Annotated in this window: 15 protein-coding genes and 1 pseudogene; 10 read left to right on the top strand and 6 right to left on the bottom strand. The window is 62.0% G+C overall.

The genetic code is table 11. The annotated features are described in order from the left end of the window. Positions 1 to 44: 44 nt before the first annotated feature. Positions 45 to 1,469 (top strand): protein adenylyltransferase SelO, encoded by a 1,425-nt coding sequence (locus AC0L7P_RS09400; RefSeq protein ID WP_473432592.1) that lies wholly within the window; start codon positions 45 to 47, stop codon positions 1,467 to 1,469. Here AC0L7P_RS09400 and AC0L7P_RS09395 read toward each other — a convergent pair. From AC0L7P_RS09395 to AC0L7P_RS09385, 3 genes are all read right to left on the bottom strand, one after another. Further along, positions 1,444 to 2,439, bottom strand: a complete 996-nt coding sequence (locus tag AC0L7P_RS09395; protein ID WP_473432591.1) for a DMT family transporter — start codon at positions 2,437 to 2,439, stop codon at positions 1,444 to 1,446. The genes AC0L7P_RS09400 and AC0L7P_RS09395 overlap by 26 nt on opposite strands. A gap of 113 nt (positions 2,440 to 2,552) precedes the next feature. Next, a complete protein-coding gene (locus AC0L7P_RS09390) occupies positions 2,553 to 3,107 on the bottom strand; it encodes a peptidylprolyl isomerase (RefSeq protein WP_473432590.1) in 555 nt (184 codons plus the stop codon). Beyond that, complete coding sequence (locus AC0L7P_RS09385; protein ID WP_473432589.1) at positions 3,100 to 3,606, bottom strand: peptidylprolyl isomerase; 507 nt, start codon at positions 3,604 to 3,606, stop codon at positions 3,100 to 3,102. The genes AC0L7P_RS09390 and AC0L7P_RS09385 overlap by 8 nt, the downstream gene beginning before the upstream one ends. 136 nt (positions 3,607 to 3,742) lie before the next feature. Here AC0L7P_RS09385 and AC0L7P_RS09380 point away from each other — a divergent pair, with 136 nt between their 5' ends. The 4 genes from AC0L7P_RS09380 to yczE all read left to right on the top strand — a co-directional run bounded on the left by AC0L7P_RS09380 (position 3,743) and on the right by yczE (position 8,528). Further along, positions 3,743 to 4,930 carry a phosphoglycerate kinase gene (locus tag AC0L7P_RS09380; protein WP_473432588.1) on the top strand — a complete coding sequence of 396 codons (1,188 nt, stop codon included), beginning with the start codon at positions 3,743 to 3,745 and terminating at the stop codon, positions 4,928 to 4,930. An 87-nt stretch (positions 4,931 to 5,017) separates the two neighbouring features. Then, on the top strand, positions 5,018 to 6,649 hold the full coding sequence (locus tag AC0L7P_RS09375) for a hypothetical protein (protein WP_473432587.1): 1,632 nt from the start codon (positions 5,018 to 5,020) through the stop codon (positions 6,647 to 6,649). A gap of 164 nt (positions 6,650 to 6,813) precedes the next feature. Beyond that, positions 6,814 to 7,743, top strand: a complete 930-nt coding sequence (locus AC0L7P_RS09370; RefSeq protein WP_473432586.1) for a class I fructose-bisphosphate aldolase — start codon at positions 6,814 to 6,816, stop codon at positions 7,741 to 7,743. A gap of 191 nt (positions 7,744 to 7,934) precedes the next feature. Then, positions 7,935 to 8,528 carry a membrane protein YczE gene (gene yczE, locus AC0L7P_RS09365; protein ID WP_473432585.1) on the top strand — a complete coding sequence of 198 codons (594 nt, stop codon included), beginning with the start codon at positions 7,935 to 7,937 and terminating at the stop codon, positions 8,526 to 8,528. Between the two features lie 95 nt (positions 8,529 to 8,623). Here the strand turns inward: yczE and AC0L7P_RS09360 are convergent, their stop codons facing one another. Beyond that, the gene (locus tag AC0L7P_RS09360; RefSeq protein ID WP_473432584.1) at positions 8,624 to 8,947 is read right to left on the bottom strand and encodes a DMT family transporter; all 324 of its coding nucleotides are present in this window, start codon (positions 8,945 to 8,947) and stop codon (positions 8,624 to 8,626) included. Between the two features lie 338 nt (positions 8,948 to 9,285). On the opposite strand from AC0L7P_RS09360, the gene AC0L7P_RS09355 reads away from it, so the two are divergent. The 5 genes and pseudogenes from AC0L7P_RS09355 to AC0L7P_RS09335 all read left to right on the top strand — a co-directional run bounded on the left by AC0L7P_RS09355 (position 9,286) and on the right by AC0L7P_RS09335 (position 13,761). Continuing rightward, the gene (locus tag AC0L7P_RS09355; protein ID WP_473432583.1) at positions 9,286 to 9,588 is read left to right on the top strand and encodes an FtsB family cell division protein; all 303 of its coding nucleotides are present in this window, start codon (positions 9,286 to 9,288) and stop codon (positions 9,586 to 9,588) included. Between the two features lie 85 nt (positions 9,589 to 9,673). Then, positions 9,674 to 10,690: a pyruvate dehydrogenase (acetyl-transferring) E1 component subunit alpha gene (pdhA, locus tag AC0L7P_RS09350; RefSeq protein WP_473432582.1), complete on the top strand. Its 1,017-nt coding sequence runs from the start codon at positions 9,674 to 9,676 to the stop codon at positions 10,688 to 10,690. Further along, positions 10,690 to 11,073, top strand: coding sequence for a VOC family protein (locus tag AC0L7P_RS09345; RefSeq protein ID WP_473432581.1), 384 nt, complete (start codon positions 10,690 to 10,692; stop codon positions 11,071 to 11,073). The genes pdhA and AC0L7P_RS09345 overlap by 1 nt, the downstream gene beginning before the upstream one ends. A 2-nt stretch (positions 11,074 to 11,075) precedes the next feature. Then, positions 11,076 to 12,430: pseudogene (locus AC0L7P_RS09340) on the top strand (pyruvate dehydrogenase complex E1 component subunit beta). A 56-nt stretch (positions 12,431 to 12,486) separates the two neighbouring features. After that, positions 12,487 to 13,761, top strand: coding sequence for a pyruvate dehydrogenase complex dihydrolipoamide acetyltransferase (locus AC0L7P_RS09335; RefSeq protein WP_473432580.1), 1,275 nt, complete (start codon positions 12,487 to 12,489; stop codon positions 13,759 to 13,761). A 10-nt stretch (positions 13,762 to 13,771) separates the two neighbouring features. Here the strand turns inward: AC0L7P_RS09335 and cysE are convergent, their stop codons facing one another. Beyond that, complete coding sequence (gene cysE, locus AC0L7P_RS09330) at positions 13,772 to 14,584, bottom strand: serine O-acetyltransferase (RefSeq protein WP_473432579.1); 813 nt, start codon at positions 14,582 to 14,584, stop codon at positions 13,772 to 13,774. A 62-nt stretch (positions 14,585 to 14,646) separates the two neighbouring features. Continuing rightward, the gene (locus AC0L7P_RS09325) at positions 14,647 to 14,913 is read right to left on the bottom strand and encodes a DUF7742 family protein (RefSeq protein WP_473432578.1); all 267 of its coding nucleotides are present in this window, start codon (positions 14,911 to 14,913) and stop codon (positions 14,647 to 14,649) included. Between the last annotated feature and the right edge of the window lie 7 nt (positions 14,914 to 14,920).

The raw sequence follows: 14,920 nt of genomic DNA, 5'->3' as shown, positions 1-14,920 counted from the left end.
TGACCGCTCCGGGTGCCTAGGTATCAGGCAACTCCGGAGGCCCCATGACCCTGCACCTGCCCTTCAACAACACCTATTCGCGACTGCCCGCGCGGTTTTTCACATCGATGGCCCCCACCCCGGTGAACAATCCCGGGTTGGTGCGGCTGAATCGCGGTTTGGCATGTGATCTCGGGCTGGACCCGGACGCATTGGCCGGGCCTGAGGGCATCGCCATGCTGGCAGGCAACCATGTGCCCCAGAGTGCCGCTCCGCTGGCGCAGGTTTATGCGGGGCATCAATTCGGCGGCTGGGCGCCGCAACTGGGCGATGGGCGCGCCCTGCTGCTCGGAGAAATCGACAGCCCCCTTGGCCATGTGGATCTGCAACTGAAAGGGTCCGGGCCGACGCCCTATTCGCGCAACGGCGACGGGCGGGCCTGGCTGGGTCCGGTGCTGCGCGAATATGTGGTGAGCGAGGCGATGCATGCCCTTGGCCTGCCCACCACCCGGGCGCTGGCCGCCGTCACCACCGGCGAGGCGGTGCTGCGCGAACGCCGCTATCCGGGGGCGGTTCTGACCCGGGTGGCCCAAAGCCATATCCGCGTCGGCACCTTTCAGTATTTCGCCGCTAGGCAGGATACCGAGGCATTGAGCGCCCTTTGCCAGCATGCCATCGCGCGCCATTATCCCGGGGCGGATGGCCCTTTGGGGCTGCTGAACGCGGTGATTGACGCGCAGGCGGCCCTGATTGCCGGGTGGATGTCTGTGGGGTTTGTCCACGGCGTGATGAACACTGATAACATGAGCATTGCGGGCGAAACCATTGATTATGGCCCCTGCGCCTTTCTCGATGCCTATCACCCGGACAAGGTGTTTTCCTCGATCGACCAGTTCGGGCGCTATGCCTTTGCCCGCCAGCCCGACATCGCCATCTGGAATCTGGCGCAACTGGCCACGGCCCTGTTGCCGCTGATGGGCGAACGCGAGGCCGCGATCGAACAGGCCACCGAGGCCGTGCATCGCTTTCCGGTGGTGTTCGGGCAGCACTGGCTGGCGCGGTTCCGCGCCAAGCTGGGGCTGGCCACCTCCGAGGACGATGACGCCGATCTGATCCAATCCCTGCTTGACCGGATGGCCCACGGGCAGGCGGATTTCACCAACAGTTTTCGCCAACTGGGCCAGCCCGGCGCGCGGGATCAATTCAGTGATCCGACTGCATATGATACCTGGGCCGGGGTCTGGCAGGCGCGCCTTGCCCGGGACGGCGCAGACCCGGAAACGGTGCAGGCGCGCATTGCCGCGACCAACCCCGCCATCATCCCGCGCAACCACCGGGTGGAACAGGCCATCACAGCCGCACTCGACGGCGATCTGGCGCCGTTCCAGCGGTTGACCGACGCGCTGCAAACCCCGTTTGCCGACAACGCCGATCTGGCCCGCGCCCCGGCCCCGGACGAAATCGTCAGCCAGACGTTCTGCGGAACCTGAACCCCGTTTCGGGCCGGTTGATCAGCGCCAGCCCAACGGCCACCAGGGCCAGCGCGGCAAACAGCGGCGTGCTCAGGGGTTCGTCCAGGAGCGCCCAGCCCATGAAGGCACCGAAAACCGGCGACAAAAACCCAAAGGCCGCCACCTGCCCGGCACGATACCGGCCCAGCAGCCAGAACCACAAAAGAAATCCGGCGCTGGCAACCATGACAATCTGAAATCCCATGCTGATCACATAGATCGGCGCAAATGCCCGTATCCATGGCCCAAAGGCCAGCGACGCGATCAGCAACACGACCGTTGAAATCACCGACTGCCACAAAAGCTGCATTTCGGGGCTGACGCCGTTCATCCCGCGTGCACGGGTGGCCAGCGCAATTCCCGCCCAGCAAAACGCCGCACCAAGGGCACAAAGATCACCCACAAGCGATGATGCCCCTCCGGGCGCGCGTGCCGACAGCGCCAGAACCACACCGACAAAGGCCAGCGCCAGCCCGGCTGCCCTGAGGCGCGATAATCGTTCGCCGGGCAGCAGGAAATGCGCAGCAAGGGTCAGCCAGACCGGCATGGAATAAAAAATCACCGAGGTGCGCGTTACCGTCGTCAGGTCCAGCGCAATGAACAACAACAGAAATTCAAGGCTGAACAACACCCCCAGAACCAGCCCGGCCCGGGCGGAACGCGGCACGATCACCACCGCAACCCCGCGCCACCGCATCCACGCCAACAGACAAAACGTCGCCCCAAGCGAACGAACCCCCGCAGCAAACACCGGCTGCAAGCCACCGTTGGTCAGCTTGATCACCACCTGATTGAGGCCCAGCAACAGCGCGAACCCGATCAGCCAGGCCGCCCCGAATCCATCCATATCCTTGCGTTGATCCATCGCGCCACAGAGGGGCAGCAACAGCAGGGTGTCAAGGGGGCCATCGGGGCGCAACAGCCGCCAAACGCGCCCGCAAAACATCATGTGCGGGCGAACGCCCGCTCCTTTTGGTCAGACCATCGCCAGACATGAAAACGCCCGCCCCGGCATCCCGGAGCGGGCGTCAACACTGCGATGTCGGGGTGATGCAGGGCGCGTCAGTTGATGATTGTCGCCGATTTGATCACGTCCGGCTTGCCCGACACGGCGCCCGATTGGCCCGAGCCGCGCTTGATCTGGTCGATCACGTCCATCCCGCTCGTCACTTTGCCGACCACCGTGTAATCGCCGTTCAGATGCGGCGCCGGGGCGAACATGATGAAAAACTGCGAATTGGCGCTGTCGGGGTCCGCCGCGCGGGCCATGCCGACGCTGCCCCGCTCGAACGGTTTATCGGAAAATTCAGCCTTGAGATCGGGCATGTCCGAACCACCCGTGCCGGCGCGGCGCAGATCGCCCCCCACCTTGCCGTATTGCACATCGCCGGTCTGGGCCATGAACCCGTCAATCACCCGGTGAAACACCACGTTGTCATAGGCCCCGGCCCGGGCCAGTTCGGTGATCCGCGCCACATGGGCGGGGGCCACGTCATCGAACAGGTCAATCACGACCGTGCCGTTGGCCTGACCGGCCACCTCAAGCTTCAGCTCGGTTGCGACGGCGGGTGCCGCCGTCAACAGGGCCAAGGCAACGGAAAGGGCAAGTTTACGCATCTGCGGCCACCTTCATGCTGATCATCCGGTCGGGGCTTGCGGGCGGCTCACCCCGGGTAAGGGCATCGACATGGTCCATTCCCTCGATCACCCGACCATATACCGTATATTGGCCATTGAGGAAATTATTGTCGGAAAAGTTGATGAAGAACTGCGAATTGGCGCTGTTCGGGTTTGACGACCGGGCCGCGCCGATGGTGCCGCGATCGTGGGGCAGCTTGGAAAACTCGGCCGGCAGATCGGGCATGTCCGACCCGCCCGTCCCTGCCGAACGCAGGTTGAAATCCCTTTCCATGTTGCCGTTGGCCACATCGCCGGTCTGGGCCATGAAGCCGTCGATCACCCGGTGAAAGGCAACGTTGTCATAAGCGCCGCTGCGGGCCAGTTCCTTCATCCGCGCGCAATGCTGGGGGGCGACGTCGGGCAACAGTTCGATGGTGACGGTGCCGCCTTTGAGTTCCAGCAGGATGGTGTTTTCGGGGTCTTTGATCTCGGCCATGTTCAGGCTCCTTCGCTCTGGTTGTGGGGGTTCTAATGCACCGGCGGCTCCGGGAAAAGGTGAAACAGGCACCCGGCGGTTGACGATCGCGCGACGGGACGCAACAAGGGGGTAACCCGAAAAAGGAGCCGCCACCATGGCCTGGAACACCCTCGACGACCTGGATCTTGTGGGCAAGATCGTGCTGACCCGCGTTGACATCAACGTGCCGATGAAAGACGGCGTGGTCACCGACAGCACCCGCATCGACAGGATCGTGCCAACGGTGCGCGATATTCTCGCCCTTGGGGGCAAGCCGGTGCTGATGGCCCATTACGGCCGGCCCAAGGGCAAGGTGGTGCCGGATATGTCGCTGAAACCATTGGTGCCCGCCCTGGAGCAGGCGCTGGGGGTGGTGGTGAAATTCGCGCCCGATTGCATTGGCGGCCCGGCGAAAACGGCGGTGGGCGATTTGCAGACGGGCGAGGTTTTGTTGCTGGAAAACACCCGCTTTCACGCCGGAGAAGAACAGAACGATCCAAAATTCGCCGCCTCGCTTGCCGCATTGGGCGATGTCTATTGCAATGATGCCTTTTCAGCCGCCCACCGCGCCCATGGCTCGACCGAGGCCATCGCAAGGCTGCTGCCCAATTGCGCCGGGCGCGGCATGGCGGCGGAACTGGGCGCGCTGGAACAGGCCTTGGGCCAGCCCCGGCGCCCGGTTGTCGCCGTGGTCGGGGGCGCCAAGGTTTCAACCAAGCTGGATCTGTTGGGAAATCTGGTACGCAAGGTCGATCATCTGGTGATCGGCGGCGGCATGGCCAACACGTTTCTGGCCGCTCAGGGTATCGACGTCGGCACATCCCTGGCCGAACATGACATGACCGACACCGCCCGCGATATCATGGCCAAGGCCGATGAGGTGGCCTGTGAAATCATCCTGCCCACCGATATCGTGGTCGCCCGCGAATTCAAGGCAGGTGCCGAAAATGAAACCCTGCCCGCCGATGCCTGCCCCGCCGACGCGATGATCCTTGATGCCGGTCCCGAAACGGTAAACCGGATCGCGGCCACCTTTGCCAACAGCAAGACCCTGATCTGGAACGGCCCTCTTGGTGCGTTTGAAATCGCGCCCTTTGACGCCGCCACCAACGCCGCCGCCGCAAAGGCCGCCGCGCTGACCACGGACGGCGTGCTGATTTCCGTGGCCGGGGGCGATACCGTCGCCGCCCTGAACAAGGCGGGGGCAGCCGGGGCGTTCACCTATATTTCGACCGCGGGCGGTGCGTTTCTTGAGTGGATGGAGGGCAAGACCCTGCCCGGTGTTGCCGCCCTGACCGATTGACCGGCGCGCCCCGTTCAGGGCAACAGGCTTGATTTTCGCGCCCGCAAGGCGTCTGATCCTTTTCATATTTGAGCGAAAGGATTTGCCATGCTGCCCGCATCACCCCTGCCCCGCCTGCTCGGGGCCACTGCCCTTGCCGTGTTACCCCTTTCCGTCAGCGCCCAGAGCGCGCCCAGTCTTTGGGATCTGCTGAACCCTCAATATCTGGTGCAACGTATGGTGCAGGGCGGTATCATGGCCCTGCGCACCCAGGTCGATATAAAATACGGTGAGATGAGCGTCGACCTGGCCCAGGGCAACATGACCCTGAGCGATGTCACCGTCTGGCCGAACTTTGACTGGGACGCGAACGGCGCCTGCACGATCACCTTTGATCGCCTTACCATTCGCGCCGCCCCCCTGAACCGCCCCGATCTGATCCGGCTCAAGGTGCAGGCGCAGGGCGCTGCCGCCCCCGACATCTGTTTTCCCGCGCAACCACGGCAGGCCTTTGGGGTTGTCGGGCTGGACAGGCTGACGGTGCCGCGCCTGACGCTGGATGTGGAATATGACATCGCCCAGGCCGAGGCCGACATTCACGCCTATACCCAGGTTGACGGGGTGGCCGCGCTGGATGTGACGGCGGATTTTTCGTACCTCTGGATGAACGGGCGCAAGGACATGGAAAACCCCGAGCCCGTGGCCTATCTGCGGCGCGCGGCGGTGACGCTGGAAAATCTTGGCGGGTTCGAGGCGGTCAAGGGCATGATCCCGCCGCCCTTTACCGACCCGGCACAGGCCCCCATGGTGCTTGACGGAATGCTGGGCACTGTCATTGGCGGGATGAACCGGCAAGGGGCGTCAGACGCTGCATCAGGCGATGCCAGCGCGCTGAACGAGGCGCAAACAGCGTTTATCGACTCGGCCAAAACCATCTGGCCCGCGTTTCTGGAAAACCCCGGCAGGATCGTTCTGGAAACCGGAATCGCTCCGGGGTATGACACGCTCGTCGATTTCATCGCCTATGAGAAGAACCCCGGCAAAGCCTTCAGCGACCTGAAACCACGCCTGACGCTGGCCCCTGCCGCGGCCCGCGCGACCCTGCCTGCTGCGCTGATCAAACAGGCATTGGCCGATGATCCGGGGGATCTGTCCGATGATGACCGGTATCGTGTGGGTGTGGCCCTGGTGACCGGCGTTGGCGCCCCGCGCGCCATCGCGCAAGGCACCCGGTTGCTGACAACGCTGGCAAATGCCGGGGATGGCGTCGCGGCGCTGCAACTGTCGGCGGCCCTGGAACAGCGTGATCCGCCCGCCGCCTATCGCTGGGCGCTGATTGCCGGGGGCAGCGGGCAAAGCGGGGCTGCGGCGCGCCTTGACCGGCTGGAACAGGTTTTACCCTTTGCGCAGGTTCTGGCGATACAGTCCGATGTCTTGGGCGATATTCAGCACCCCCTCAGCGTGCTGGAAAAGGTGTCGCTGATCCGCAACGAGGCGATGTTCCGCCTGTCAGGCATCGGGCGGGTCCGGTCCTATTCGGTCGCGGCCCTTTGGGCGATCATGGGCGCGGCTGCCGGGGACGGCGAAAGTCTCGACATTCTGAACCAGTTGGATGAGCGGGTGGCGAACGTCGATGCCGAGGGCAAGGCCGCCTGGGCCGAGGCCGAAACCGCCGCCAGTGATCTGGCCATGCAGGCCTGGCTGGGCCGCGATCTGCCCGCGCAATTCGGCGGCCAATAACCGGCCCCGCCCCTGCCATCGGCCCCGCCCACCGTGGCCGATGGCACCCTCTTTCGGAAAAAACAATGGAGCGGCAAGTTGTTAGCGCCATCAAAGTTGCGTGATGACGCCCCGCAACTTATGGCACTGCCATAACGTCAATCCCTTTACCCACGGAGCCGCCCATGAAAGCCTCGAACACCGTCCGCAAGATCCTTGCCAATTACGAAGGCGAAACGCCGGGCGTTAAGGGAAAGCTGTGCCAGATCCTGATGCACGGGAAACTCAAGGGCAGCGGCAAGATGATCATCCTGCCCGTCGATCAGGGGTTCGAACATGGCCCCGCGCGCAGCTTTGCTCCGAACCCGCCAGCCTATGACCCGCATTATCATTATCAACTGGCCATTGATGCGGGGCTGAACGCCTATGCCGCGCCCCTTGGCCCGCTTGAGGCGGGGGCCGATACGTTCGCCGGGCAAATCCCGACGATCCTCAAGGTGAACAGCGCCAATTCCCTGATGTCGGGCACGGCGGGCAAAAATCAGGCCGTAACGGCCAGCGTTGACGATGCCCTGCGCCTTGGCTGTGCCGCGATCGGGTTCACCATCTATCCCGGGTCCGACATGGCCGTGGACATGATGGAAGAAATCGTCGCCATGCGCAAAGAGGCCGCGGCCAAGGGTGTGGCGACCGTGATCTGGTCCTATCCGCGCGGCGAAGGCATCACCAAGGACGGCGAAACCGCCATCGACGTGGCTGCCTATGCCGCCCATATGGCGGCGCTGCTGGGGGCGCATATCATCAAGATCAAACTGGGCACCGATCATCTGATGCTGCCCGAGGCGAAAAAGGTGTATGAGGAACAGAAGATCGACGTGTCCACCCAGGCGGCCCGGGTGGCCCATTGCGTGCAATCCTCCTTTAACGGGCGGCGGCTGATCGTGTTCTCGGGTGGCGCGAAAAAGGGCGCGGATTCGGTCTATGACGACGCCCGCGCGATCCGCGATGGCGGCGGCAACGGCAGCATCATCGGGCGCAATTCGTTCCAGCGCGACCGCGACGATGCCCTGGCCATGCTGGAAAAGCTGGTCAATATCTACAAGGGCGCCGAATAAGCCCGGACAACGCAAAAGCCGGGGCGGGTTGATCGCCCGCCCCGCGCAATACGCAAATGCGGCCTTGCTCCGGGCCAGCCAAACTGGCACAGATCCTGAACGCTTGACGCTTTTATCTGGATACGGCTTTGAGTTTTCTTTCGGTTACCTCTGTTCCGACGCTGCGCTGGAGTTCGCCAAAGGCGTTCACCATGAAACCGCCATTGGCGTCGGTCGTGTTCCTGGTCATTGGCCTGTTGGTCTTTGGCCTGGGCGAGGCGTTGCTGGTCACGGCTGGTGTCGGCGTAAGCCCCTGGACCGTGTTCGCGCAAGGGGTGACCAACATCACCGGCTGGAGCCTGGGGTTTGCAACCTTTGCCATCAGCGCCTGCGTCTTGTTTCTGTGGATCCCTCTCAAACGCACGCCGGGCATGGGAACGATCCTGAACGCAGTCATCATCGCGCTGGTTCTGGAATACGTGTTGCCATGGTTGCCGGTCTTTGACTCTTATGCAGCAAACGCCGCGCTGGCCCTGACCGGGGTGTTCGTGACCGGGTTCGGCGGGGCGATTTATCTGGTCGCGAACCTTGGCCCCGGCCCCCGCGATGGCCTGATGACCGGGCTTCAGAACGTGACACATCAACCCATCGCCCTTGTGCGCATGGGGCTTGAGCTGACGGTCGTGATGATCGGGTGGGCCTTGGGCGGCACGCTTGGGCTTGGCACGGTGTTCTTTGCCCTGGGCATCGGACCGGCCGTGGCAATCGGCATGCAAATCCTGCAATTTCGCAACACCGCACCTTAAAATTTGCCGGAAAAACAGGAAATCCGGTGGCGGTTAATGTCGGGCAGAAAAGCGGATCGAACATTCATCTGTAGCTGATTTCAGACGTGTCGGCTTTAACTGGCAGAGGACGACAATTTCATAAGCACGATGCCCGCGACGATCAAAAGTGCCGCGATCAGACGCATCGGCGTTGCCGCTTCCCCCAGCACAATGACCCCCACGGCGAACGCCCCGACGGCGCCGATGCCGGTCCAGATGGTGTATGCGGTGCCAAGAGGAAGCGACCGCATCGCAAGCGAGAGAAGCGTGAAGCTTGCCATCATTGTGATGATCGTGACGGTACTGGGCACAAGCAGCGTGAATCCTGCGGACTTCTTCATGAAGAACGCCCAGACAATTTCAAGAATTCCAGCAATAATAAGATAGGACCAAGCCATGACACAGCCATCCGTTTCAGTGTCGGGTCGTCCCAAAATAGGTGTCACAGGCGCGGGCCGTCCCGAACGACACCTCAAATAACAACGACGTTGCGGTCAATCAATACTCTGCTGCATGCTGCTCGGCAGCTCCTTGCGCACAGCAACCACGGGGAAGATCCGCGGCATTCTTGCGTTTCGCGATGGCGGCGCCCTGCCGTGATACAAATCCACCAGGGTATTTTGGTGCGGGGTCGTGACCTGTCGCTGTTCACGTCTGCGATTCGGGGATTCACAACCGATTCGCCCTGTGCCATACTGCCCCCACCCGCCCGGCAGAGGCGGTAATGAGGCAGCGCATGACACATAACAGCAACCGCCCCGCGCTTGGGGTTGTACTCTATTTTTCTCTGGCCTTTGTGTTGGGCATGTATTTCACCTTTGCCAGCGTGCAGGGCGATTACGGGGTGTTCCAACGGGTTCAGATCGACGCCGAGGCGCATGAACTGACCGCCGAACTGGCCGAACTTGACAGCGAACTCGATGCATTGCGCAATCGCACGCGGCGCATGTCCGATGCCTATCTCGACCTTGATTTGCTGGACGAACAGGCCCGCGACATTCTGGGCCTCGTGCGCTCGGACGAGGTGGTCTTGCGGTAAGGGACGAAAACGGGGCTTTCGTTTTCGGCGCGGGCGTGGAATAGTTTAATACTGAACTATCGCCCATCCGCGAGGAGCCAGCCAAATGGCCACCAAGAAATCAGCCGCAAAACCCAACGTCAGCAAGGATGAATTGCTGCATTTCTATCGTGAAATGCTGTTGATTCGCCGGTTCGAGGAAAAGGCCGGCCAGCTTTATGGCATGGGCCTGATCGGCGGGTTCTGCCACCTTTACATCGGCCAGGAGGCGGTTGTCGTCGGATTGGAAGCCGCCGCCGAGGACGGCGACAAACGGGTGACATCCTACCGCGACCACGGCCATATGCTGGCCTGCGGCATGGACCCGCGCGGCGTGATGGCCGAACTGACCGGCCGCGAAGGCGGGTATTCGGGCGGCAAGGGCGGCTCGATGCACATGTTTTCAAAGGAAAAACACTTTTACGGCGGCCACGGCATTGTCGGCGCGCAGGTGCCCATCGGCGCGGGCCTTGCCTTTGCCGATAAATATCTGGGCAACGACCGGGTGACATTCACCTATTTCGGTGACGGGGCGGCCAACCAGGGGCAGGTCTATGAAACCTATAACATGGCCGAACTGTGGGATCTGCCGGTGGTGTTCGTGATTGAAAACAACCAATACGCCATGGGCACCTCAACCAAACGGTCAACCAAATCGCCCAGCTATTGGGAACGCGGCGCGTCCTATGGCATCCCCGGCGAAGAGGTGGACGGCATGGATGTTCTGGCCGTCAAGGCGGCGGGGCAAAAGGCCGTGGCCCACTGTCGCGCAGGCAATGGCCCCTATATCCTTGAGATCAAAACCTATCGGTATCGTGGTCACTCCATGTCAGACCCGGCCAAATACCGCACCCGCGATGAAGTGCAGAAGATGCGCGAAGAACGCGACGCCATCGAACATATCCGCCAGATGTTGCTGAGTGGTAAACACGCCACCGAAGATGAGCTGAAGGCGATCGACAAGGAGATCAAGGCCGTGGTCAACGACAGCGCCGAGTTCGCCAAGGACAGCCCCGAACCCTCGGTCGATGAGCTTTACACTGACATCTACAGCAACAAAGTTCCGCAAGAGGGGGCCGTGTAATGCCACATTTCGAAATACATGCCACCGACAATGCCCGGGCCCGCCAGTTCTATAGCGGCCTTCTGGGGTGGCGTTTCGATCCGATGGAAGGCGGTGAAGCGGCCGATTATCACCTTATTTCGGGCGACGGCATCGGCATGGATCATGGGCTGACTGCGGCAATCATGACCCGCATGGACGCAAAACCCAAACCCGGAAGCCCCATTCGCGGCGGCACCATGGTGTTTGAGGTGGCGGATGTTGACGAACGCTATGACTGGGCGCTGGCCAACGGCGGGGCCGAGGCCCTTGCCCCCACCGATTACCCCGGCGCCGGGCGCTGTGCCTATGTCGAGGATGGCGAAGGCAACGTTGTGGGGATGATCACCCCGGTGGAGGGTTAACCATGGCCGAAATCCTGATGCCCGCCCTGTCGCCCACCATGGAGGAAGGTACCCTCGCCAAATGGCTGGTCAAGGAAGGCGACACCGTGAACGCCGGCGATATTCTGGCCGAGATCGAAACCGACAAGGCCACGATGGAATTCGAGGCCGTGGATGAAGGCGTGATCGGTAAAATCCTGGTGACTGAGGGCACCGAAGGCGTGGCCGTGAACAGCCCCATCGCGACCTTGGTGATCGAGGGTGAACCCGACGACGACACCCCCGCGCAACCGCAACCCGCCCCGGCAGAAGCGCGCAAAGAGGATGCACCCGCCGCACCGGCGCCACAAACACCCCCGCCCCGGTCGAATCTGAACTGCCCGAGGGCACAGTGATGAAAAAGACCACGGTGCGCGAGGCCCTGCGCGATGCCATGGCCGAGGAAATGCGCCGCAGCGACAAGGTGTTTCTGATGGGCGAAGAGGTGGCCGAATATCAGGGCGCCTACAAGATTTCCCAAGGGTTGCTGGATGAATTCGGCGCGCGCCGGGTGATTGACACGCCGATCACGGAACACGGGTTTGCCGGTATCGGCGTGGGCGCCGCCTTTGGCGGGCTGAGCCCGATCGTTGAATTCATGACTTTCAACTTCGCCATGCAGGCCATGGATCAGATCATCAATTCCGCCGCAAAAACCCTCTATATGTCGGGCGGGCAAATGGGCTGTCCCATCGTGTTTCGCGGCCCGAACGGTGCTGCGGCCCGGGTTGGCGCACAGCATTCCCATGATTACGCCGCGTGGTATTCGCAAATTCCGGGGCTGAAAGTGGTGATGCCCTATTCTGCCGATGACGCCAAAGGCCTGTTGAAAACCGCGATCCGCGACCCGAACCCGGTGATTTTCCTCGAAAATGAAATCCTGTACGGGCGCAGTTTCGATGTGCCGGATATTGAGGATCACACCGTGCCATTCGGCAAGGCGCGCATCTGGCGTGAAGGCGGTGACGTGACCATCGTATCCTTTGGGATCGGGGTCAGCTATGCCTTGGAAGCGGCTGAAATATTGGCAAAAGACGGAATCGAGGCCGAGGTGATCGACCTGCGCACCCTGCGCCCCATGGACACCGGCGCGATCATAGAAAGCGTGAAGAAAACCAACCGCTGCGTGACCGTCGAAGAGGGTTTTCCACAAGGTTCCGTCGGCAATTACATCTCATCGGTGCTGATGCAACAGGCGTTCGATTATCTTGACGCGCCGGTCATCAACTGCACGGGCAAGGATGTCCCGATGCCATATGCGGCGAACCTGGAAAAACTGGCGCTGATCACCACCGATGAAGTGGTCGAGGCCGTGCGCACAGTCACCTACAGCGGGTGATTGCCGCGCACACTTACGAATGATTTCGCAGGCCCGCCTGCAAAATGGAGACTGACATGCCAACCGAAATCCTCATGCCCGCCCTGTCGCCCACCATGGAGGAAGGCACCCTCGCCAAATGGCTGGTCAAAGAGGGTGATACCGTGGCATCCGGTGATTTGCTGGCCGAAATCGAAACCGACAAGGCAACCATGGAATTCGAAGCCGTCGATGAAGGCGTGATCGGCAAAATTCTGGTGGCCGAGGGCAGCGAGGGCGTGAAGGTCAACAGCCCCATCGCGGTGCTGTTGGGCGATGGTGAAAACGCCGATGACCTGGCGCAGGGTGATGAAACGCCCAAAGCCACTCCGGCGAAAACGGCTGAGCCGGAAAAGGCGCCAGAACCGGCACCGACGGCGGCTGCGGCACCCGTTGCCAACAGTGGCGAGCGTATTTTCGCCTCGCCCCTCGCGCGGCGTCTGGCGGCGGACAAAGGGCTGGATCTGAGCACGCTGAAAGGAACAGGCCCGAAGGGACGGATTGTCAAATCCGACGTGGAAGCCGCAGAAAAACCAGCGGCCCCCATCGCGGCTACCGCCAGCACCGACACGGCGCCGGCAGCGTCGGGAGACAACAAGGTTGCCGCACTTTATGCCGACCGTGCGCACAGCGAAATCACCCTGAACGGGATGCGCAAAACCATTGCGGCCCGTCTTTCCGAGGCGAAACAAACGATTCCGCATTTCTATCTGCGCCGCGATATTCATCTCGACGCCCTGCTGGCCTTCCGCGCCGACCTTAACAAACAATTATCAGGGCGCGGCGTTAAGCTTTCGGTCAATGATTTCATCATCAAGGCCTGTGCGCTGGCCCTGCAACAGGTGCCAACGGCCAATGCCGTCTGGGCCGGTGACCGGATTCTGGAGCTGAAGCCGTCGGATGTTGCCGTTGCCGTCGCAATCGAGGGTGGGTTGTTCACACCGGTTCTGAAAGACGCCGAGGTCAAAACCCTCAGCGCGCTGTCTGCTGAAATGAAGGATCTGGCCAGTCGCGCGCGCGACCGAAAACTGGCGCCCCATGAATATCAGGGCGGCAGTTTTGCCATTTCAAACCTCGGGATGTTCGGGGTCGATAATTTTGACGCGGTGATCAACCCGCCCCACGGGGCGATCCTGGCCGTGGGCGCCGGGGTCAAGAAACCCGTGGTTGATGGTGAAGGAAACCTTGCCGTGGCCACCGTGATGTCGGTGACCCTGTCCGTCGATCACCGGGTGATCGACGGTGCGCTGGGGGCTGAATTGTTGGCCGCGATCAAGGATAACCTTGAAAACCCGATGGCCATGCTCGCCTGAGCATCTCTGTTCAGGCGTCCGGCCCGTTCAGCAGGTGATTCATGCTGACGGCGGGCTGGGCACAACCGGCCTCGCCTACGATGCGCGCGGGCACCCCCGCCACGGTTTTCATCGGTGGCACATCCTCAAGCACCACCGAACCGGCGGCGATGCGGGTGCAATGGCCGATGTGGATATTGCCCAGCACCTTGGCCCCTGCCCCGATCAACACGCCGTCACCGATCTTGGGGTGGCGATCATCGTCTTCCTTGCCTGTACCGCCCAGCGTCACGGAATGCAGCATCGACACATTGTCACCCACCACCGCCGTTTCGCCAATCACGATGGAATGGGCATGGTCGATCATGATGCCACGCCCGATCTTTGCGCCGGGGTGAATATCAATCCCGAACACCTCACTGTTGCGCATTTGCAGGAAATAAGCCAGATCGCGCCGCCCCTGCTGCCACAGCCAGTGGCCCAGCCGATACGCCTGAACCGCCTGATAGCCCTTGAAATACAACAGAGGCTGCAACAACCGATGACTGGCCGGGTCACGATCCAGAACAGCCACCAGATCGGCCCGCGCCGCCGCCCCCAGCCATGGATCGGCGGCATAGCCCTCATCCGCGATCTCGCGCAGGAACTGCTCTGACATCTCGCCCGAGGCAAGCTTGAGCGACACGCGATAGGCGAGCGCCTTTTCCAGACTGCGATGATGCAGGATACTGGAATGGATCAGACCGCCCAAAAGCGGCTCATCGGCAATCGCCGCGCGCGCTTCGCTGGTGATCTGCGACCAGACCGGGTCAATCTGCGAAAGGTGTTCCTTGGCATCGGGCATGGCGTGTCCTTTTTGTCGCGCACCGACTATACCACATAGGGCCGATATTCCACCGTCAAACCCTAGTTCTCGCTTAATCGTAACAAAATGTGGGCCAGACAGAGGCAGAAATCCCTGTCCGACAGGGGCGGCTCCCCCGCCGGTGCGCGCCGCAGTGCCACCGCCATCAGGCTGCCATCGCCCCAGATACAATGGGCGCGGCCGGTTCGGGCAACATGAGAGTGGGCGCGCGCCGCTTCGCGCAACATTCGCTCCTGCACCCAGAGGCGCCGATGTACGGGGACGCGGCACATAACCCGCGCCGCCGCACTGGCATCGCCCAGCCACATCTGCCCG

Source organism: Oceaniglobus sp. K40-3 (assembly GCF_055808395.1).
The sequence above is the reverse complement of the archived record's forward strand: the minus strand, read 5'-3'. Positions and strand labels throughout refer to the sequence as shown.